Annotated in this window: 18 protein-coding genes; 13 read left to right on the plus strand and 5 right to left on the minus strand. The window is 50.0% G+C overall.

Annotation, left to right across the window (positions count from 1 at the left end):
- Positions 1-75: 75 nt before the first annotated feature.
- Complete coding sequence (locus H6F90_RS26620) at positions 76-681, plus strand: DUF3038 domain-containing protein (protein ID WP_206755423.1); 606 nt, start codon at positions 76-78, stop codon at positions 679-681.
- Positions 678-2,168, plus strand: coding sequence for a DUF4335 domain-containing protein (locus tag H6F90_RS26625; RefSeq protein ID WP_190555047.1), 1,491 nt, complete (start codon positions 678-680; stop codon positions 2,166-2,168). Before H6F90_RS26620 ends, H6F90_RS26625 begins: the two co-directional genes overlap by 4 nt.
- A 29-nt stretch (positions 2,169-2,197) precedes the next feature.
- Here the strand turns inward: H6F90_RS26625 and H6F90_RS26630 are convergent, their stop codons facing one another.
- The gene (locus H6F90_RS26630) at positions 2,198-2,893 is read right to left on the minus strand and encodes a hypothetical protein (protein WP_190555048.1); all 696 of its coding nucleotides are present in this window, start codon (positions 2,891-2,893) and stop codon (positions 2,198-2,200) included.
- A gap of 341 nt (positions 2,894-3,234) precedes the next feature.
- On the opposite strand from H6F90_RS26630, the gene H6F90_RS26635 reads away from it, so the two are divergent.
- Together H6F90_RS26635 and fmt are read left to right on the plus strand one after the other, a co-directional pair.
- Positions 3,235-4,176 (plus strand): OmpA family protein, encoded by a 942-nt coding sequence (locus H6F90_RS26635; RefSeq protein ID WP_190555049.1) that lies wholly within the window; start codon positions 3,235-3,237, stop codon positions 4,174-4,176.
- A 33-nt stretch (positions 4,177-4,209) separates the two neighbouring features.
- The gene (fmt, locus tag H6F90_RS26640; protein ID WP_190555100.1) at positions 4,210-5,232 is read left to right on the plus strand and encodes a methionyl-tRNA formyltransferase; all 1,023 of its coding nucleotides are present in this window, start codon (positions 4,210-4,212) and stop codon (positions 5,230-5,232) included.
- A 2-nt stretch (positions 5,233-5,234) separates the two neighbouring features.
- Here the strand turns inward: fmt and H6F90_RS26645 are convergent, their stop codons facing one another.
- From H6F90_RS26645 to H6F90_RS26655, 3 genes are all read right to left on the minus strand, one after another.
- Positions 5,235-5,591: a DUF6464 family protein gene (locus tag H6F90_RS26645; protein WP_190555050.1), complete on the minus strand. Its 357-nt coding sequence runs from the start codon at positions 5,589-5,591 to the stop codon at positions 5,235-5,237.
- A 130-nt stretch (positions 5,592-5,721) separates the two neighbouring features.
- A complete protein-coding gene (locus H6F90_RS30260) occupies positions 5,722-6,813 on the minus strand; it encodes a sensor histidine kinase KdpD (RefSeq protein WP_199296197.1) in 1,092 nt (363 codons plus the stop codon).
- Between the two features lie 162 nt (positions 6,814-6,975).
- Positions 6,976-7,557, minus strand: a complete 582-nt coding sequence (locus H6F90_RS26655) for a hypothetical protein (RefSeq protein ID WP_370588100.1) — start codon at positions 7,555-7,557, stop codon at positions 6,976-6,978.
- 77 nt (positions 7,558-7,634) lie between these two features.
- Here H6F90_RS26655 and H6F90_RS26660 point away from each other — a divergent pair, with 77 nt between their 5' ends.
- The 8 genes from H6F90_RS26660 to H6F90_RS26695 all read left to right on the plus strand — a co-directional run bounded on the left by H6F90_RS26660 (position 7,635) and on the right by H6F90_RS26695 (position 17,878).
- Positions 7,635-8,663: a hypothetical protein gene (locus H6F90_RS26660; protein WP_190555051.1), complete on the plus strand. Its 1,029-nt coding sequence runs from the start codon at positions 7,635-7,637 to the stop codon at positions 8,661-8,663.
- Between the two features lie 89 nt (positions 8,664-8,752).
- Positions 8,753-10,222, plus strand: a complete 1,470-nt coding sequence (locus H6F90_RS26665) for a hypothetical protein (protein WP_199296198.1) — start codon at positions 8,753-8,755, stop codon at positions 10,220-10,222.
- Between the two features lie 378 nt (positions 10,223-10,600).
- Positions 10,601-11,062 carry a ribosome maturation factor RimP gene (rimP, locus tag H6F90_RS26670; RefSeq protein WP_190434242.1) on the plus strand — a complete coding sequence of 154 codons (462 nt, stop codon included), beginning with the start codon at positions 10,601-10,603 and terminating at the stop codon, positions 11,060-11,062.
- Positions 11,063-11,234: 172 nt separating this feature from the next.
- Positions 11,235-12,572, plus strand: a complete 1,338-nt coding sequence (gene nusA, locus H6F90_RS26675) for a transcription termination factor NusA (RefSeq protein ID WP_190434244.1) — start codon at positions 11,235-11,237, stop codon at positions 12,570-12,572.
- 93 nt (positions 12,573-12,665) lie between these two features.
- Positions 12,666-12,956 carry a YlxR family protein gene (locus tag H6F90_RS26680; RefSeq protein ID WP_190555052.1) on the plus strand — a complete coding sequence of 97 codons (291 nt, stop codon included), beginning with the start codon at positions 12,666-12,668 and terminating at the stop codon, positions 12,954-12,956.
- Between the two features lie 497 nt (positions 12,957-13,453).
- The gene (infB, locus tag H6F90_RS26685) at positions 13,454-16,627 is read left to right on the plus strand and encodes a translation initiation factor IF-2 (protein ID WP_190555053.1); all 3,174 of its coding nucleotides are present in this window, start codon (positions 13,454-13,456) and stop codon (positions 16,625-16,627) included.
- Between the two features lie 179 nt (positions 16,628-16,806).
- Entirely contained in the window at positions 16,807-17,412 is a 606-nt protein-coding gene (locus tag H6F90_RS26690) for a low-complexity tail membrane protein (protein ID WP_190555054.1), read from the plus strand.
- A 223-nt stretch (positions 17,413-17,635) separates the two neighbouring features.
- A complete protein-coding gene (locus tag H6F90_RS26695; protein WP_190555111.1) occupies positions 17,636-17,878 on the plus strand; it encodes a hypothetical protein in 243 nt (80 codons plus the stop codon).
- A gap of 4 nt (positions 17,879-17,882) precedes the next feature.
- Here H6F90_RS26695 and H6F90_RS26700 read toward each other — a convergent pair whose 3' ends face one another.
- The gene (locus tag H6F90_RS26700; protein WP_190555055.1) at positions 17,883-18,431 is read right to left on the minus strand and encodes an alpha/beta hydrolase; all 549 of its coding nucleotides are present in this window, start codon (positions 18,429-18,431) and stop codon (positions 17,883-17,885) included.
- Between the two features lie 500 nt (positions 18,432-18,931).
- Here H6F90_RS26700 and H6F90_RS26705 point away from each other — a divergent pair, with 500 nt between their 5' ends.
- Complete coding sequence (locus H6F90_RS26705) at positions 18,932-20,635, plus strand: DUF1565 domain-containing protein (protein WP_242024642.1); 1,704 nt, start codon at positions 18,932-18,934, stop codon at positions 20,633-20,635.
- The last annotated feature ends 171 nt before the right edge of the window (positions 20,636-20,806 follow it).

The raw sequence follows: 20,806 nt of genomic DNA on the forward strand, positions 1-20,806 counted from the left end.
AACTATCGGTAGGTTGCTGCTGATATCTCACCCCCTAAGGTCTAGCAAGCTGGAATGAATGTGTCTGTGAGCGTAATGCCGTCAACGAGTCTATCCGCCCCGTCAGCTCCTTTATTCTTGGAGAATCTACCCGATCCAGACTTAAGCGCTGGCGTTTGCCCCCGTCGAGCTCGCTTAGAAATTGACCTAATGCTTTTGGCAATTGAAGCGCTGGACTTAGGGGGCTCTGAAGCGATTTTGTCAGTGGCAAAGGAGTTGGAACTCCAGGGGATTATTAAGAATCGGGTCGCTTTGTGGCGCATACGCAGCACCAACCCACTTCGTCGCTATAGCCAGCGCCAACCCCTGACCTTAGTAGAAGCCAAGGCCCTCGTCGCGATCGCCTGTCACTTAGCTCGCCGCCTGACCGTGGTGATTCGCCAGTTATTGCTCGCCTACCAGCAACTCACAGAAAAGCAACTTTCAGTAGAGCATCACTTCCGTTTGTATGACTACCTAGAGCGCTTCCGGGCGCACTTCCGGGCCAGAATGAACCCCCGACGCGCTGGGGTTCTAGCCTACAGCTCCGATGAGAAACTGAACGAATTGGCGCTGAGTTTGCTAGGCAAATTACTCTTCTGCACTGGCACCTTTGGTATGCAACGGTTTTGGATTAGTTTGTTTGATGGAGAGGTAGAATGACGATTCAACGTCAATACAGCTTGCCTAACTGCACGCTGGTTTTAGAAGGATTAAGCGATCCGACTGCCTCCATGAATCCGGCTGAAATGCGGCCTTTGATGTCGATTTTGATCAACGCCGAGTGTCGGATTTCTGGACGAGAGCAACCCATCTCCGGTGGACGTGACTTTTTTGTCGCTTTAGTAGCAGCCGTGAGCCGCTATGCTCAAGAGTTTCTGAGCGGCATCCACCTACCTGTTTCCGCTTCAGCTGTCCAAATACACGGGGTGGATCGGAAGCAACATCGCTTAGTTGTGCAGCCTCCAGAAGACGCAGCCAAAGAGACAACGCGTTCCACCCAGGTCGATTTAAACACGGTGCAGCTATTCGATCTGGTGGATGCGATAGATCAATTTTTTGCCGACGCCCAGACCTTGCCCGACCTGACCCTACAGTTAGCCCCTGTCTCGAAGCGCTATACTGCGGCTCGGCAGATTACAGCGGAACGAGTAGTGCCCGCTGCCATAGGGGTATCCAGCTTGGCTCTTACGGCTGTGGCTCTTTTCTTCATTCCCATTCCTGAAGTTCAGAAACCTAAAGATCCAACTCCTCAGTCAAATACTAGTCAGTCGCAAGAACCCTCACCTACAGGTGCTGCTAGCCCTTCCCCTCAGACAGCCGCAGCCCTACAAACCAGTCCTACTACTTCTCCTACCACTTCGCCAGCAGCTTCTACAACACCTAGTCCTGCTAGTACAACTCAGCCCAACCTAGAGGACGTGCAAGCCGCTCTGGCTGCTGCACCAGAGATCACCGACCCGACTCAACTCAATAGTTTGAGCAAAAAGGTATACGACCAAATCGACCAATCTTGGAAGCAAGAACCTGAGTTCGAGCAGGAGCTAGTGTATCGAGTCAGTGTTGCCCAAGATGGGGCGATCCTGGGCTACAGAGAAGCTGAGAATACACCTACTGAAGCGGCTCAGCAAACTCCTTTGCTCGACCTTCTTTACATTCCTGCCAATGGTGGCAGCCTTGCGCAAGAGCCAGTTGGTCAGTTCCGAGTGGTCTTCCGGCCCAATGGCGTGTTGCAAGTCAGCCCTTGGGGTGGTTATAGCGCTCCACCTAGCCCTAATTCAGAAATTACTGACTCATCGGCGATTGAAGATTTGACTGGAAAGCTCTACGACCAAATTGACAGAAATTGGAAAGAGAAGCCTACCTTTGAGCGGGAGTTGGTTTACCGGGTGAATGTCGCACCGGATGGTTCGATCGCCAATTATGAGCCAGTCAATCAGCCTGGTTCTGACTATGTAGAAGATACGCCTTTACCCACCTTGCTCAAGTCTGATGCTGCCCCTGCTCAGAATGACTCTGCTCAGAACAACTCTGCCCAGAATAATTCTGCTCAGAATAACGCTGCCAACCAAGCTTCCCTAGCCCCTTTTAAGGTGGTATTTAAGCCTAATGGGGTGCTGCAAGTCAGTCCTTGGCGCGGCTACCAGTAACTGCGAGATTACCCTAACGCTCATTTGGCCTACAGATGTGACTGGGGGCCTGTCCAAATGCTGTTAACCGAGCGACCAAACACTTGGGGGCGATCGCGGGGGGCGGCAGTAGTCTGACCTGCGAGATCCACGGTCCACAAGGGCCAAGGAGACTCACCAATATTGCCCGCTTGGAATAAGGTTTGTTCCGGGTGAGCTTGGCTCCATCCGAGCAAGACCGCATTGGTATATTGAATCCGAGTCGGTGCCACTGTGCTGGTACGGTTCAATTGGCGATCCCAAATAACGGCGTAGTCCGAAGCAATATCTGACCCAAAAATAGACTCAAACTCCCTTGCTAAGATGCGATCGCCTGTTGCAGACCAAGCAATAGGAACCAGAATCGCGATCGTGCCTGCCACTGCCTCCGCTAGATTAACTTCCGTTGGCTGACCAGACATGGAGAGCGGCGAAGAAGCAGTGATTGTTCTTAAATCTCCAGTTCTCAAGTTCTCCAGAAACAAAACGCTGCTGACCCAACTTTGAGTGAAGTCTGGGTGAACCTGCATTTGAATTCGGCTGTAGGCTACGTACTGTCCATCGGGAGAAATGAGAGACTGACTCCGGTAATACTGCCTATGAGCAGCTTCACTGTCTTCGGTTACCGTCAGGTTGGCTAGAACCCAATTCCAGGGAATAGGGTGGGGGCTATTGAGGGGATCAAGTTGAACTGAAGATGAGCGCATGGGAGGAACAGTCTCAGGAACCGCAATACCAGCATCAGTAGCGCATCAGTAGCCAAAGGCGAATGCCCAACTAAGCTGGATGTAATATGAGTTGAAGCATTAAACCAATCAAGCTGGCGTTTTCGATGGTCTGGAGCAACGCCTATGAGCTGGGGCCAATCCTTTTAACTATGTATAACAACCGGAGGTGGAGGAGGTTTTACAGTTCATCAAAGTTTTCATGCCTCGTAACGTTTCTTAGCCCAACCTCGAAAACTCCCGAAGAAATTCTAATTTGCTCAATTGGTTCCCGGAGTTGAGATAGCATCACAAGTGAATTGTTTTTAGATTGATTAGTTAGCGTGACTCCCGTTTCTAAAGCAAACTCTCCCACGACAATGCCACCAAGGCAAAATTGGCCGCTTTTGGTATTTATTTTTAGACTCCTGCTCTTGCTGGTGGGAGGAGGATTTGCTTGGCTGGCTGGGGTAGTAGTCGCTACTTTCTATCCGCTTGCCAATCCAGAAGTGCCTTTTTTTGAAAAGGTGTTGCGCCGTTCCAGCGACTGGGTGACTCAGGTCAAGCAGTTGCCCGAAGTTTGGACCCAACCGAGTGCTTCGCCTCAGTCTAATGCTGCGCCTGTGGCTCCTAGCCCCACGGTGGAAGTGAGTCCCTTACCTTCGCTCACCCCCACCCAACAAGAGCAAGTCCAGACAGAGGTGGCTCAGCTAGAAGCGAATGTGCAAACGTTAAGCGATCGCCTCACCAACTTGGAAACTCAGCTAGGAACAAACCTGGGTTCGGAACCTTTAGAAAACCGTCTGGCTATCTTGACTCAACAGCTAGCAGCAGCATCTGGCCAAGAATTGCCGAGTCCTGCTCCTACCACGGCTGCCGCTCCCGCGATCGCTCCCGTCGCAAACGCGATTAATAGCACTGGTACTTATCCAGGCGATCGCTTAACAGTCACGCTACCCAGCGATTTGCTGTTTAGACAAGACCAAGCGGGATTAAATCCGCAGACGCGCAATCTGCTGGATAGCATAGTTGGAGACTTACGCAATTACCCAGGAGCCTCAGTCCAAGTAGCAGCTCACACGGATAATGCAGGTAAAACAGAGGTCGTTCCAGATGCCTCGTTTCAGCAGGCACAAATGGTCCAGCAATATCTTGCCAGTACCCTAGGCAACGACTATCACTGGGTGGTAGTTGGTTATGGTGCAGCCTATCCCTTAGCAGAAAACAATAGTGCTCCTAATCGTCAGCGGAATCGGCGGATTGAAATCGTGATTGATCCCCGATAAAGTGTGGATTCTGAATCAAATTTGCCACAAAGCATGAGAGTTGTTTTCTTCGGTACGCCCCAATTTGCGGTTCCCAGTTTGGAGCAGCTGCTCAATCATCCTGAGTTTGAAGTGGTAGCAGTGATTAGCCAACCCGATAAACGTCGCGGGCGGGGTAATCAGCTGACTGCTTCACCCGTTAAAACAGTGGCTTTGGCGCACCAGTTACCCGTTTGGCAACCCCAGCGGATTAAAAAAGATCCTGAAACACTAGAGCAACTAGCAGCTTTGCAAGCCGATGCCTTTGTAGTGGTAGCTTATGGGCAAATTCTCTCTCAGCGGATGTTGGATATGCCCCGACTGGGATGTGTAAATGGGCATGGGTCCATTTTGCCTCGATACCGTGGGGCAGCTCCGATTCAGTGGTGCCTCTATCACGGTGAAGCTGAGACGGGCATTACCACCATGCTGATGGATGCGGGCATGGATACGGGGCCAATGCTACTCAAGGCTACGACTCCAATTGGGTTACTGGATACAGCCCAAACGCTAGCTACTCAGTTAGCAAAGTTGAGCGCGGATTTGTTAGTGGAAACCTTGCTGAAGCTAGAGCGCCAAGAAGTTGAACCCACCCCACAGGATGCCGAGGCTGCAACTTACGCTCCCCTGATTCAGAAGCAAGATTACTGGCTAGATTGGTCGCGCTCGGCGATCGCCCTGCATAATCAAATTCGTGGTTTCTTTCCCAACTGTGTGGCAAACTTCCGGGATACTGTCCTCAAGATTGAATCAACCCTGCTCTTAGGACCTGCCTACTGGGATCTGCTGCCCACTGAATTCCGTACCTTGGCAGCAGACTGGCCAGAGCTAAGTGCTCAGTTAAGTGCTCAGCAACTTTCTCCGGGGTCAGTCGTGCAAATTGCTAAAGGCTTGGGGCCGATTGTGCAAACGGGGGATGGTTTATTGTTGCTGCGAGACGTGAAATTAGCGGGAAAGCGATCGCAATCAGGCTGGGACTTTGCCAATGGTGCTCGCTTAGAAGTGGGGGAAGTCTTAGGCAACGGCCAAGAGTTTTGAGACTAAACCGACTGCTCGTAAAACTGACAAGCTTCACAAGGGCCTTCAGGATTGACCGCACAACGAATGAGTTCAGACTGAGCATTAAAGCGACAACTGACATCGCCCAGAACCCAGCGCCCTGCCACTAAACTTCTCTCTAGAGGGCGTGGCGCAGATTGGACATAAAGGGCGATCTTATGCAGTTGGTAACGGCCAGCTCTGAGCTGATAGCGATGATGACGCTCTAAAACCGCGTAGGTTTTGCCGTCTAAATCCAAGTAGGAACCAGGCTGAGGAGACCAGTCAAGCTGGACATTGCCAATGGTTTGTTGTGGGTGGGTGAGAATCACCTCGGTGGATAAAGCGGGTTGCTCCATGAGTATTGCTGTAATTCGACTGGGCTCCGGCTGACATTAGTAGAGATGCTAACGCATTTATCCACAGCCACTTTTTGCAGTCTAAATTCCAGCGGGCACCTCGAAAAATAGCTAGCCTACTAAAGAAAAACTAAATTTTCGGCAACTTGACGATAAAGCTGGTTCCTTGGCCTTCACTACTTTGGACCTCAATCGTCCCTTGATGGGCTTCAACAATACTCTTGGCCAGAAATAATCCTAATCCCCATCCTGTTTTATCCTCTGCAGAGACGGTTCGGCGAAATTGTTGAAATAGAATGGATTGAGCCTCTGGGGCAATCGGATTGCCTTCATTGTGCAAGGTAAGGGTGATCAACGTTTCACTTTGTTGGAGCGTGAGTGTAATCGGTGTGTTAGGGGCTCCATATTTCACCGCATTAATTGCTAAGTTTTCAATCACTCGCCGGATTTCTTTAGGGCTACATTGGGTCCTGACACCAGAATCCGAGACTACAACAAATCGATTGCCATAAGTGAAGTTCAAATCCTCCACTACATCCTGGACTAGAATCTCTAAGTCGCATTCTTCGAATGCAAAGCTCAAACTCTGCCCTGCCCGTAAGCGACTGGCATCGAGGAGATTTTGAATCATTGCGTCGAGGCGATCGATCGCAGTGATCATTCTCGCTGCCACATCAATGTGGGCGTCCCCCCGTTCCAGGCGGCGTAGAATCAACTGGGTTCCCATCTTGATGACATTGATGGGATTTTTGAGGTCGTGAGTTAGCGTCACCATAAACAGCTCTTGAACATCTCGTAGCGTCTGGGAAAATTGAGTCGCAGCGTCATTAACAGCTTGCTCAATAGAGCCAATAATGATGTCTCGTTCCCGCACACCTAAAGGCGCTTCTGCTTCTAAAACTTGAAAGATAACTTGACGGAGGATGTGATACTCAAGAATTAGCTGGCTCATGGAGTAGTCTGCGTACCCCGCCCGTTCGTGCCCATGCAGCTTGCCGATCCGAGTGCTCTCTACTTCGTCGGATGCAATGCGGTCAGGAGTTCTGTCGATTGTGGTTGAGAGTTCATCAATCAGTTGGTCTAAGTAAAGGGGTAGCGAATTTCGCAAGACCAAAGAGTTTTGATGCATGGAGGCATCGACTTCATCACGCGCCCGCTTCTCCCATATCTGCATGATGCGTGGGGCATTTTGCTTAAGCTGTTCAGAGGCTTGGTTAGACATCGTTTTTGAGGCTTAGCAGGAGTGGAAGTAGAGACAAGTTTCTAAAACGTGGACGTGAGCTGTGTTCCCCCAGATTTATTGCTTAGCTTCTAATGCTAAAACCCTTAATCTAAAAAAGTAATAAAGACAGCGCGCCGCGATCGCTTGGTTGAGCCATGCCGTTTACTGAGTCACCTGGACGAGAAATTGCTCGAAGGTCTGGACAGAACGCAGGGCTATTTGAACCAGCGGCCAACCAACTAAGCAAATTAATCCTGCCCAGCGCAAGCTGATATCTAAGCCTTGACGAACAGCCAGAATCACGGTCAGCAAGCTCCAGAGGGCAAGGGCAAATTCTATGGGTGAGCCTAGCAAAGGAATCAGCGTCAAAAAGTTAAATGCTTGCGGCGCGTAGGCAAAGCCGATCGGAATCAACAATTCGCCATAAGTCGGTTGGCTAGAGCGCAACCACTGACCAAGCTGCCAAATTGTAGCCGTCCAAAAATAGTAACCTGCGACCACTGCGAGACCATCAATTAAGAGAGCGATGCCTAGAATCGGCAGTGAGGCGCGGTTTGTGATCAAAATAACGGCGCTGCCCAGCATGTGGGATAAAGCCGCCAAAATCACGATTGCGCGAGCGATACTACGATTTCGGGATGTGTTTAAGGCGTTTTCATAGAACTCAGCATTCAAAGCGATCGCGTTCCAAAGAGTTTGAACCAATGTCGCCTTGGTTTCTCGGTCCCTTATGTGTTCACTCACAATGGCTCCTATTACTGGTGATGCTACTACTGGTGATGGATGACAGCCTTGAGTAGGATACGGTACAAAATCAACTCATGTTCAACTTCGTAGGACGTCTACTTCTGTGGTTGCGGGGTGGTAGCCTCAAGCTTCTGGCCTTGGCAGGTATTATCCTGCTGGTCTGGGGCACAGTTTCGCCTGTGGGAACTCTAATTTGGTGGCTGAATGAAGGTGCAGAGACTTTAGGTCTTAGGAAAAGCTCGGCCAAGCGCTTACTTCCTAGCGATCGCGCTCAAGTTGCTCCTGGTAAGCCCATCAACTGCTACATCGTCTTTTTGACTGGGGTCGGAGACTTTTCCGCCAACCAGCTTACGCCTGGGGAAGAATATTTTCTCAATCAGCTAGATCAAGCTCATCCTGATTGCGTCACGGTACGAGACGTATTTCCTTACTCTGCCGCCAACGAAAGTTTGGGTGGCCGACGGCTCTTAGCTCCTGTCTGGCGCTTTGCTGACAATGCTGACGGTTGGCTAAGAGCAGCTAGTATGTTGATCCAAATTCGCAATTTGTGGCGCTTTGCCATCTCCGCAGACGATCGCTATGGCCCGCTGTACAACCAAGGCATTGCCACTGCCATCATCGATCGCATGAATGCGGCTCATCCCATCACCCCCGCAACTCAGCGACCCTTAAAAATAATTTTGATGAGTACGAGTGGTGGCACCCAGGTTTCCTTGGGAGCGGCTGAGTATCTGGACCAGTGGCTAGACACAAAAGTTTTGGTAGTTTCCGTAGGTGGCGTATTTTCGGGAACCGATGGCTTCGGGGCTGCGGAGCGAGTGTATCACCTGCAAGGCAAGCGAGACTGGGTTGAAGACATCGGCCAAGTTGTATTTCCCTCGCGTTGGCCTTGGACAGTTGGTTCTCCATTTCACCAAGCCCAATGGCAAGGCCGCTACAGTGTCCATGACACCGGGCCTCACGACCATGATGGCCCCAAGGGTTACTTTGGAGAAGCGATTGCCCCCCCAGGACAAACCCAAAAAGGGCAACCCAAATATGTGGACTTAACGCTACAGGTGGTAAATCAACTACCGATCTGGACGGACTCTCCAACCGACTAAAGCACTCCGTAACAGGACTTTAATATCGATTGCGAAATTCTGGGCTGGCTTTCATACTCAGGGAGAAGTCAATCCAAAATTCTGCTGCCATGTCATCACCACAGAAAATAGCCAGGCGGCGCTTAGCTGCTCGTCGCAACCTCTGGTTTGAACGAGTGATGGCAATTTTGGCGTCTGCTAATCTGCTGCTAGTGCTGTTTGACGTGAGTTACATACCGCTGCGGGATTTCTACCTGTTGCGCTTACCTCGCCTGATTCCTCCTGCCGGAAACCTAACCAAGCTATATGACCCTATAAAAGGGATTGAACCGCATCGGGACACCCAAAATTACTTGCAGGCCGTCGCTGATTTAGAAGCGCAAGTGGAGAAAACGGGGATCAGCTCTCCGGAGGTCGAGCCGTACCTAGAGCAGTTGCGTAATCTCAGCACTGAAATGGTCGATACCGATCCCTTCCGAGTCGCTGACAAGAGTGGCACTCTGGAGAAAATCAAAAATCGGATGCGGGAGCACATCTACGATCAGCGCCGCCGCGTTTCTTCTCGCCAATCCTTTAATCGTTTTTGGAGTCAAGACCATTTACTGCAAGCAGGATGGCGCGGTGAAATTGACTTCTTTAATCAAGAAATTCGTCCTTTAATTGCAACCAACTATTTTCGGTCCCTAGGGGAAACGGGAGATTTCGTCAGTTATTTTTGGCGCATTGATCTGCCTTTCGCGATTGTTTTTGGCGTGGAATTCTTAGCTCGAACTTTTTATATCAGCCGCCGCCATAAAGGTGTCAGTTGGCTCGATGCTATGCTGTGGCGCTGGTATGACGTGTTTTTATGGTTGCCTTTTTGGTTCTGGTTGCCCTCTTGGCGGTTGCTGCGGATTATTCCTGTGACCATTCGCCTGCATCAAGCCAAACTGGTTGACTTAGACTTTGTGATCGCTCAGATCAATCGTGGGTTCGTAGCCAACTTCGCCGAAGAATTAACTGAAGTGGTAGTGATCCGTGTAATTAACCAAATCCAGGGATCAGTTCAGCGCGGCGAGGTGACACGCTGGCTATTTCGTTCACCCAGCGCCCGTGGTTACATCGACATCAACAACACCAATGAAGTAGAAGCGATCGCCACTCTCCTAGTCAAGCTGGTGGTGTATGAGGTGCTGCCGAAGATTCAACCTGACCTCGAAGCTATTCTGCGCCACAGCGTGGAGAGCGGACTGCGACAGTTGCCTCTCTACCAAGGCTTGCAACAAGTGCCGGGGGTGCGGGATTTGCCAACCCAACTCGCCGATCAAGTGGTTACCAATGTGACTCAAACCGCTTACCAAGCTTTAGTCGCTGCTTTAGAAGACCCAGTTGGAGCGCAACTCTCTAGCCAGCTTGTACAACATTTCGCTGAAGCCCTAGGCTCAGAAGTGCAAAACCAGCAAACTCTACATAAAATTCAAGGGCTGCTCTCCGACCTCCTGGAAGAAGTGAAGGTGAACTACATTCAGCGCCTCTCGGAAGAAGACATGGAGGGTGTCCTAGAGCAAACTCATCAGCTCCATCAAATTGTTAAAAAGTAAAGGCTAAGAAATCATGCTTCAAAGCGCAATTTCCTAGAAAAATAGGTCCATCAATCTGCCTCAATGCAGACTTTCCAGGGTTGATCTAGGCCCATCTGCCTATTCCAAAATGGGTGCGCTAAACTATAATCATGTGGGTTTGGGGCTACCCAAATCTAAGCGGTGATTTCATGAAAGTAACTATTTCATGGGGAGTGGGTCGTTACCCACTTTTTTTATTGATAGGGTCTGTGATAAATCTCTACGAACTTGAGAATTTGTCAAAGTAGATCATTGTGTAGCTCCGCTTACACATCACCCCTGATAGTCCCACTTTATAAAGTATGGATGTACAGCAAGCCGAAATAGTCGTTGGAGCTTGACGAAGGAGATAAGACAATGGCTCACCCTTTGATCCCACAAATTATTGACATTGCAACGCCCGTTGCCGCAACTTTGGGATTAGATGTGGTTGGGGCTGTGTTTCACACAAATCAAAGCCCTCCGATTTTGCGCGTAGACATCCGCAACCTCCAGGAAGACACTGGACTGGAGGACTGTGAACGGATGAGCCGTGCCCTAGAAGCGGCTTTAGATCTAGCTGATATTATTCCCGATACCTATGTACTGGAAATTTCCAGTCCTGGTATTTCTCGGTCGCTTACCAGCGATCGCGAGTTCATTTCATTTAAAGGGTTTGCTGTGGTTGTCAGCACTTCAGAGCCTTACGAAGGAAAAAAAGAGTGGCAAGGACTACTGGTGCGGCGCGATGACACGGCTGTTTACATCAACCAAAAAGGGCGAGCGATCGCTATTCCTCAAGCTTTGGTGACTAGAGTGCAACTCGATGAGCAACGTTAGCCCTGGCTACTAGTGATGGGTTCATCGACAAACCAACCCGAGCTAATCAGCGTAGTAAGCGGTTTCTAACTTGAGCAAATTGCCAGATGAGGCCATCCCTATCTAGCCAGCGTTAATTCCTGACGACTCACTGCTTCATTTAATCTTTCAAAACTATGGAGGTGTTACTGATATGTCAATGGTTCCTCTGCCTGGACTCAAAGTCATGATTGATAGTATTAGCCAGGAGCGTAATCTGCCGAAGCATGCGGTGCAAGCAGCATTGCGTGAAGCGCTCCTCAAAGGCTATGAGCGCTATCGACGGACTCAGCGCCTCGATCACGTCAATTTTGATGAAGAATACTTTGACAATTTTGAGGTAGAGCTTGATCCCGAAGAAGAAGGATTTCGCATTTTATCTACCAAGACGATTGTCGAAGCAGTGAATAATGCCGACCACCAAATTGCCTTAGAAGAAGTGCAAGAAGTGGCTGCCGAAGCTCAACTGGGTGACACCGTGATTTTAGATGTCACCCCTGACCAAGGAGAGTTTGGTCGGATGGCTGCCATTCAAACCAAGCAAGTACTGGCCCAAAAACTCCGGGATCAACAGCGCAAGTTAGTCCAAGAAGAGTTTCAAGAATTAGAGAGCACAGTACTACAAGCCAGAGTGCTACGGTTCGAGCGTCAATCTGTGATCATGGCGGTCAGCAGTGGGTTTGGTCAGCCAGAGGTAGAAGCTGAATTACCCAAGCGAGAGCAATTGCCCAACGATAACTATCGGGCTAACGCCACATTCAAGGTTTACCTGAAGCGAGTTTCTGAAGGCTCGCATCGGGGGCCACAACTGCTCGTATCTAGAGCCGACGCAGGCTTAGTGGTGTATCTGTTTGCTAACGAAGTCCCAGAAATTGAAGATGAAGTCGTACGCATTGTTGCCGTAGCCAGAGAAGCTAATCCACCTTCTCGCTATGTTGGCCCGCGTACTAAGATTGCCGTTGACACCTTAGAGCGTGATGTAGACCCAGTAGGCGCTTGCATTGGGGCTAGAGGTTCTCGGATTCAAGTCGTGGTGAACGAGCTACGTGGCGAAAAAATTGATGTGATTCGCTGGTCTCCTGACCCATCAACTTACATTGCCAATGCTCTTAGCCCTGCCCGCGTGGATGAAGTGCGCTTAGTTGATCCCGAAGAGCGCCAAGCTCACGTTCTAGTAGCCGAAGACCAGCTCAGTCTTGCTATCGGTAAGGAAGGGCAAAACGTGCGTTTAGCAGCACGTCTGACAGGTTGGAAAATTGACATCAAAGATATTGCCAAGTACGACTACGAAGCTGAAAACCGCAAGATTGAGGCTTTAGCAGAAGCACGTCAGCGCTCTAGGCCAGTTGAGTATGAGGAAGACTACGACGAAGAGTACGACGAAGAGTATTTGGAAGAAGATTATGCAAACTCTCCTGTCGAAGTGGAAGCCGATGAGGATGAGGACTTAGCAACTTCTGAGACAGATGAAGCCCAGCCTGTTACTGAATAGCTTTGTCATCAAGTAGTTCCTAACTGGGTAACTACGCCAGCCAAGGATGAGGACATCAATAACCATCAATATCAATGACTGGTGAATGACACGATGAAGCCTAACTACCGTCGGTGCGCTAGTTGTCGGAAGCTGGCTCCCAAAGAGGATTTCTGGCGCATTGTGCGGGTGCATTCCTCGCAAACGGTACAATTAGATCAGGGCATGGGGCGCTCTGCTTACCTGTGTCCTGAGGTTAGTTGCTTGCAAGCCGCCCAGAAGAAAAATCGATTAGGGCGATCGCTGAAAGCTTCAGTACCACCCGATTTGTACCAAACCTTAGAGCAGCGTTTGGCAAAAGCAAGGGCAGTCGATGGACTAAAACCAGATCGCGCTCTAGAATGAGAGAGTGGCAAATCCTCACTCTCCGAATAGGATTTAGCATGAATGTTGAGCTTGTAGGAGCATAATGACGGTATATTCTGGAATTGACAATCAAAATACAGGGGTAAAAAACTCTTGTCAGCAGCTAGGTGATCACCAAACGCAGGTTGTAGTCTACCTGCTGAGTTTGGTTCGGGAAAGTTAACACCAGGCGAGGATTAGTCAAAACCAGTATTTACAGGTTAATGAGGTTGCCCAGAAAGCAGCACTAAGTGGCATCTCAACCGCCTGCAAACCTACAAAGATTCATGCAAGACTTTAAACAAGAAATCTGGTTACAAGCTAGAAATAGCTGTTTGTCTTCTGGAAAACACTCTCACAGCAGAGTGCAACTTTTCTCGTTTAAAGTTAAAAGAGGAAACGACGTTTAATATTTTAATGCGTCAGCAGATCAACCACTTGTAGTTAGTTTGCAAAACAGTAGGCCACTATGTAACACATTCAAGAGGGAAGAGTGGATGAATAACGGCAAAGTTAGAATTTACGAGCTATCAAAGGAACTAAATTTGGATAACAGGGATATACTAGCCGTTTGCGAACAGCTAAATATTTCAGTTAAGAGCCATAGCAGCACGATTACAGAAGGTGAGGCTGAGCGCATCCGTGCTGCTGCCGAGAAATATACAGCGACCCACTCCTCTCCTCCAAAGCCAGTGGCAGTCAGTCACGGTACGGGTGCCCAAGCCCGCGAAGCTGCCCAAGCTGCTGGCAGGAAGCCACAGATTTTAGAAATTCGTAGACCCAAAACGATTAGTCCCAATCAGCAGTCTGCCGACGATGGGAATGAACCCATTCCTCAAGCAGCTAAACCTAATCCTCAACCTCCTATTAACCAACCCTTGCAAACTCCTGTCAAACCAGCGGCCCCGAGTCGTCCAGCTCGCTCTGCACCCTCTGCACCTGAAAGTGCAGCTCCTGCTGTTTCTATTCCCAATTCTCCCAGTTCCGAGACTCCTGTTGAAGTAGCTTCACCTGCTAGTGAGCCCGAAAAGCCTCAAGTTAAGCGGCCTCCTAGTATCACGGAAGAACCTGCTCCTCGCCCCAGAGTGAGTCACCAACCCACTATTCAGCCACAACAATTGGTGGCACCGCCCTCTAGACCCGCCCCTCCTACGGCAAACCGCGCTCAAGCGAACCCTGCTAATCGCGTCGTCTTAAAGCGCGATCGCCCTGAGCGTCCTGAAGGGGGTACATCATCACCAAGTAGCCCTTCAGAGCCTAGAGTTGGCCAACCGCCCTCCGAAAGACGTTTCGACGCTCCGGCACGCCAGCGCGATCGCCCCGCTGCTGGCTCGGACAGTGATGAGCGGCGTCCTCAGCCTGTGACTGAGCTGAGACGTCCTGCCAGTCCCGCTAGGCCTGTGCGTCCCACCGCTCCCCGCGAAGGCCAGCCTGGTACTTCCGGCGATCGCGCTGGTGGCCACCAGGGGGAACGCTCAGAAGCGGCTGTGGGAGCAGGCCCAATCGATGAGCTGCGCCGACCCACTCTACCGCGCAATCTGAAGAAAGGTAAGAGTTGGGAAGAAGAAGAAGAGGAAAACGCAGAAAACGCGAAGGCTAAGGCTGGTCCGAAAGCTAAGCGACGGCTTCAGCCTGTTCTCGATGACGAGGACATTGAAATTGAAGACCTCGACATTGACAGCATTGATGAAGAAGAGGAATTTGATGATGGCGAGGATGCTCCTGTTCAAGTGAGCCTCTCTCTAGCCCGTCCTGCTAAGCCTAAATCTCGTCCAGGCCAAGCTAGACCTGTTGCTGCTGCCCCAGCTGCCCCGAAGAGTAGAAAGTCAAACAGCCCTCGCGATCGCCGGGAGCGTCGGGAGCAGGAAGCCAAGGTCGAGCGCCCTACCAAGATTACTCTGACCACAGGGTTGACAGTGCAAGAGCTGGCCTCCCTCCTAGCGGTCCCAGAAACAGAAATTATCCGGGCTCTTTTCTTCAAAGGCATTGCTGCCAATATCAACCAAACCCTTGACGTTCCCACCGCGAGCATGATTGCTCAAGAGATGGAAGTGGAAGTCGAGATGGCGGAGAAAGAGGCAGAAGCTCGGAAAGTCACCGAGATGCTAGATGCAGCAGATTTGGAACTTTTGCAGCGTCGTCCTCCAGTGGTTACGATCATGGGTCACGTAGACCATGGGAAAACCACCCTGCTCGACTCGATCCGCAAAACCAAAGTGGCTCAGGGAGAGGCAGGAGGCATTACCCAACATATTGGTGCCTACCACGTTGACGTTCCCCATGAAGGCGATGTGCAGCAGGTTGTCTTCTTAGATACGCCAGGTCACGAAGCCTTTACCGCAATGCGAGCACGAGGTACGAGAGTCACTGATATTGCCATCCTAGTAGTCGCTGCGGATGATGGTGTTCGACCTCAAACGATTGAGGCTATTAGCCACGCCAAGGCGGCAGAAGTGCCTATTATCGTAGCCATCAACAAGATTGACAAAGAAGGCGCTCAGCTCGATCGCGTCAAGAACGAGTTGATGAACTATAACCTCGTACCGGAAGAGTACGGTGGTGACACCATCATGGTCCCAGTCAGTGCGATTAAAGGGGAAAATCTAGACACCTTGCTAGAGATGATTCTGCTGGTGTCAGAAGTAGAAGATCTCTACGCAAACCCAGATAGACCTGCTAAGGGAACAGTCATCGAAGCTCACCTCGACAAGGCTCGTGGTCCTGTTGCTTCTATGTTGGTCCAGAACGGTACCCTCCGCGTGGGCGATACCATCGTCGCAGGCTCAGCCTTGGGCAAAGTACGAGCAATGGTGGACGATCGCGGTCAGCGAGTCGAGGCAGCGGGTCCATCCTTTGCAGTGGAAATTCTAGGTCTAGGCGACGTTCCCGCTGCTGGTGATGAATTTGAAGTCTTCCAAGATGAGAAAGAAGCAAGGGCGGTGGCTTCGGCTAAGACCGATCAGCAACGTCAATCTCGTCTACAGCAGCAAGCCCTCGGTGCTCGTCGGATCACCCTCAACTCCTTGTCAGCTAAGGCTCAAGAAGGCGAACTGAAGGAACTCAACCTGATTCTAAAGGCGGATGTGCAAGGGTCTGTAGAAGCAATTCTCGGCTCACTGCAACAACTGCCTCAAAATGAAGTGCAGGTCCGGGTGCTGTTGTCTGCGCCAGGAGAGGTCACAGAGACTGACGTTGATCTGGCGTCAGCTAGCTCTGCCGTGATTATTGGGTTCAACACTACCCTGGCTAGCGGTGCGAGACAAGCTGCCGATGCAGCGGGTGTTGATATTCGTGAATACAACATCATTTATAAGCTCTTGGATGACATTCAAGGAGCCATGGAAGGTCTTCTAGAACCAGAAATGGTCGAAGAACCGCTGGGTCAGGTAGAAGTTCGGGCTGTCTTCCCAGTGGGTCGAGGCGCAGTAGCAGGTTGCTATGTCCTCTCTGGTAAGGCAATTCGTAACTGTAATGCGCGGGTTCGCCGAGGCAGCAACGTCATTCACGAGGGCATCCTAGACTCGCTCAAGCGGATGAAGGAAGACGCCAAGGAAGTCAATGCTGGCTATGAGTGCGGTGTTGGCATGAGCAGCTTCCATGATTGGGTTGAAGGGGACATCATTGAAACCTTCCGAATGGTAACGAAGCGCCGGACCTTGTCAGCTAGCTAAAAATCGAACTAGATAGATTTGTCGGTTTCCCCCAAGGCACCACAACTCTATCTAACTTATTTAATTGAATGAGAGGAGAGCGTTCTAGCTGTTTCCTCTCATTTTTTTATGGTTTCTCGAGATTGAAGGATCTCTCCCTTATACTGAGGCTGGATTATGCACTATTTCAGCTAACTGCTATGCGCTCTTCTTGGTCAGAGCCTTATTTGTGGGTTCATGCTGCTGGAGCGGCAGTGTTACCTATTTTTTTGGAACTTTGCCTGCTGGGATTTGCCGTTGGAGATCCCATCCTGCCTGCTGGGCTCGAAGTTGGCTTAGTTGCAGTTATTGGCATTGCTCCCCTGCTGTGGATGCAGTTGTTCCGCCCGTTCTACATTTTCAGTCTTATGGTATTCGCGCTGAAACCAGAGAGCTTAACTGTGGAGCAGCGCCGAATTCTCAGCTTATTTAAGATGCAAGAAAGCCGAGTTCTGGCAGCAGTCACGCCAGTGTTCTTGGTAGGTGTCCTATGGCAACTCTATCGAGTCGCACCTGTAGCCGCCACTGTTGCACCGTTTCCGGCAGGATGGCGAGTTCTAGGTTTGCTGATCGCTGCGATCGCCTTTCTGGCTTGCAACCTCTTTTTGCAGGTATCCGTTAGCGTTGCTCGGATACTGCTACTCAGTAATGCCGAGGTCGCTGCTACCGAACCCTTTCCTGCTGACAAAATCCGACAAAATTTTACGATTCCTGGCATCCAGGTTAATCAAATTTTGCCCCCTGTTTTGCCAGAAGCTGGGTCCTAAGTGAGTGCAGTAGGTGTTACAACTACTATGCCTATAGCAGAATCAGCAGGTTCCAGTTCTAGCTCTACAGAAGGAAATGAGGTTTAAGACCCTCAAGCGAGGGGAGATAGTGTTGTTTGCAGCACACCTCTAGGAGGTGACTTCGCTATCCTAAGAAAAGGGCGAAGATCAAAGCTCTATTCGTCTGAGTTCTGCTGTGTCTATAGCTTTTTTTGAGGTATTTATGGCTAATTCTGCCTTTTCCTTTGGTGACCTATCCGGTCCAAGTGCGGGTGCTAATAGTCCCGCTAGCCACTTCTCTCCAGATCCAGAAATTTGGTCGAATCTGAAGCAAGCGATCGCCACTAGCTCCGGGTTTCAGCGTTGGCAGCTAGAAGGCAAGACCGATGAAAACCTAGACGCTCTGAGCCTAGACCATCGAGTTCAGCGTTATCTACGCGAAACCTTAGAAACGTTAGCTTACTAAATGCTTAAAAAAAGCGGCCTCGATTTAGCAAGTTTTCGAGGCGATCGCTGAGACGGCTCAGTTGACGGTAGGCTCCCACTAGGCGATCGCCTTCGACTTCAACTTCTTGAGTTGGATAATTTTGCAGCACTTCCATCAATGTCAGCTTGCCATCAGGACTAGCAGAGAGAGTCAGGGCGGCCCGAAGCGCTTGCCGATTTGCTTGATTGGAAGGAGTATGAATTGCTGGGCTAATCTGATCAAGCACAGCATTGCCTGCCCAACTGTTTAATACTCGATCGAGTAGTCGGGGATTGACCTTAACTACTTGAGTTAAAGGCTGACGAATGTCTTCTGGACTTTTTCCAGCTAACTTCAAGTAAGTAGCTAAAGCCGGGGAAGGAGTGCCTGTCTCTGTCAGCCTCGTTAATTCTTGAACAGAAATTTTTTCTCTTAAAATCTTATACTTCAGCACTACCTGTTCGGCGGCGATCGCGTTAGAGCTACTGAGCAATATTCCAGCGGTGATGCCCACTGCTAGCGCCCGTCGCAACTTTAGAATGGGTGATTTCATGAGGAATCTCAGTGTGTCTATGGGCTTCTACGTAAAATGACAGTGAATCAGACCAATTAGTTTCGATTAAAGCCATAAAAATTCTATATTTTGTAATAGTAATTCGTTAATCTAAATTCCATTAGAGAATTACGTTTACTCAGCTTCACGATATGCCAATTAGTCGCTAAATTGAGAGCGTTTCAGCTTAGCTCAAGGGCTGATGCAAATAACAATTTTCTGTAGGGCATTCAGTTAATTCCACCCTCCGGATGTGGCGAAAAGGAGGGAACTCTAGTGAAGAACTGCTTGTCGTTTAGTACAACCGACCGATTTTAATCCTAAAATTTTGAGGAATTTCCTCAACTGACAGGTATCTTTTTGGAGGAGTTAGAGGCGGCTGGCAAGTTCCAGAGCACTTTGCTGCCCTTTAAAGCTCTATTTAATAGAGTCAGGTTTACCTTTGCTCCCTGTCCTTACCCATCTTCCCTTACCCACAGTGAGATCGTTTGAGAGCGACAATGATGACACATCAGGGGTCTCTGATTCAGCAACCTATTATCAATAAGATGCATACCACTGCAAAAGCGATCGCCCCTCTCCAGGTTGGCCTCACGGCTTTGTTGCTGTGGGTTGGCGGTACAGTAATTCTGCCCGCCGGAGCTAACCACGCTACTCCTTCGGGCCGTACCACCACGACAGCGCTGCAAGTTGCCCAACTTCCTGCCGGAGCCACTGTCCTCTACGTCAATTCCGCTTTGGGAACGGATGATGCGGGTGCAGGCAGTAGCGAGGGGGCACCCTATCGCAGCATTACTTATGCTCTGAAACAAGCTAAGTCCAATACTGTCATTCAGCTAGCGCCCGGTAGCTATACCAAAGATACAGGGGAAGTTTTTCCCCTGGTCGTGAAACCAGACGTCATCTTGCGAGGAGATGAAGCCAATAAGGGACAAACTGTGCTTGTGATTGGCAGCGGTCCTTACGTCAGTCCTACTTTTGCCTCCCAAAACGTTACGATTCGGGCTGATAAGGAAAGTGAAGTTCGCGGCCTCACCGTGACTAATCCTATGACTCGGGGAACGGCGCTTTGGGTAGAATCCAGCAATCCTGAGATCAGAAATAATACCTTCTCCAATAGCCTCCGGGATGGCATTTTTGTTACAGGTACTGGAGCGCCCACGATTGCAGACAATGTTTTTACCCAAAATAAAGGTAATGGCGTTTCTCTAGCCCGCGCTGCTCAGGGCGAAATTCGAGGTAACCTGTTCCAAGCTACAGGATTTGGCATTGCGATCGGTGGCACCTCTGCTCCGACCCTAGAGGGCAACCAAGTGATTCAAAACACAGACGGCATCGTCGTTTCGGATTCCGCTCGGCCTGTGTTACGAGATAACGTGATTGAGAACAACACCCGAGATGGTGTGGTTGCCATTACCAATGCTCAGCCCAACCTCGGTACCGCAGAGAATCCCGGTAACAACACCATTCAGAATAACGGTCGCTACGATTTGTACAATGCCACTCGTGGCAACACAATTGTGGCTGTAGGTAATCAAATTAATCCACAGCGGATTTCTGGCCCTGTAGATTTTGTTGCAGCTGATGTTACCCCTCCAGGCGGGTCAACAGTTTCACAATTTAAAGATGTGCAAGGCCACTGGGCTCAAGCTTTTATTGAAGCGCTAGCGGCACGAAATATTATTAGTGGCTTCCCGGATGGTACTTATCGGCCATCTACGCCAGTCACACGCGCTCAGTTTGCCGCCATCATTAACAAAGCTTTTACCCCTTCTGCCCAGCGCTCTAGTATCAACTTTGTAGATGTGGGTCAAAGTTTCTGGGGCTACCAGGCGATTCAAACCGCTTACCGGGGTGGATTTTTGGCAGGTTACCCAGGGGGTGTATTCTTGCCAGACCAACAGATCCCTAGAGTGCAAGTTCTGGTCTCTTTAGCAAATGGGCTAGGATACAGCGCTACCAACACCAGCGCTTTAACTCGGTATTACACGGATGCTGCTCAAATTCCTAGCTATGCGATCGCACCTGTAACAGCGGCGACCCAACGTAGCATCGTCATCAACTACCCAACGCTCAATCAATTGAGTCCCAATCGGGAAGCGACACGAGCTGAAGTTGCGGCTTTTGTCTATCAAGCCCTAGTGAATGCAGGCAAAGTTGATCCTATTACTTCTCCTTATGTGGTGAGTGGGTCTCAACCGTAATAGCTGTAAAACTAAGTTTCAAGCATAAAGTGCCAGTTCTCTTATGGGCAGAGCTGGCACTTTATACATTTATTCACGGGGATTTATGGTTAGGGTCTGTATATCGGCTGACCCCATTTCAACATCCTCATTTTGACAGATATTTTTAGAGAATCTTGATTTCGTAATGTT

Origin of the sequence: Trichocoleus sp. FACHB-591, assembly GCF_014695845.1 — a bacterium.
Taxonomy (GTDB): Bacteria; Cyanobacteriota; Cyanobacteriia; order FACHB-46; family FACHB-46; genus Trichocoleus.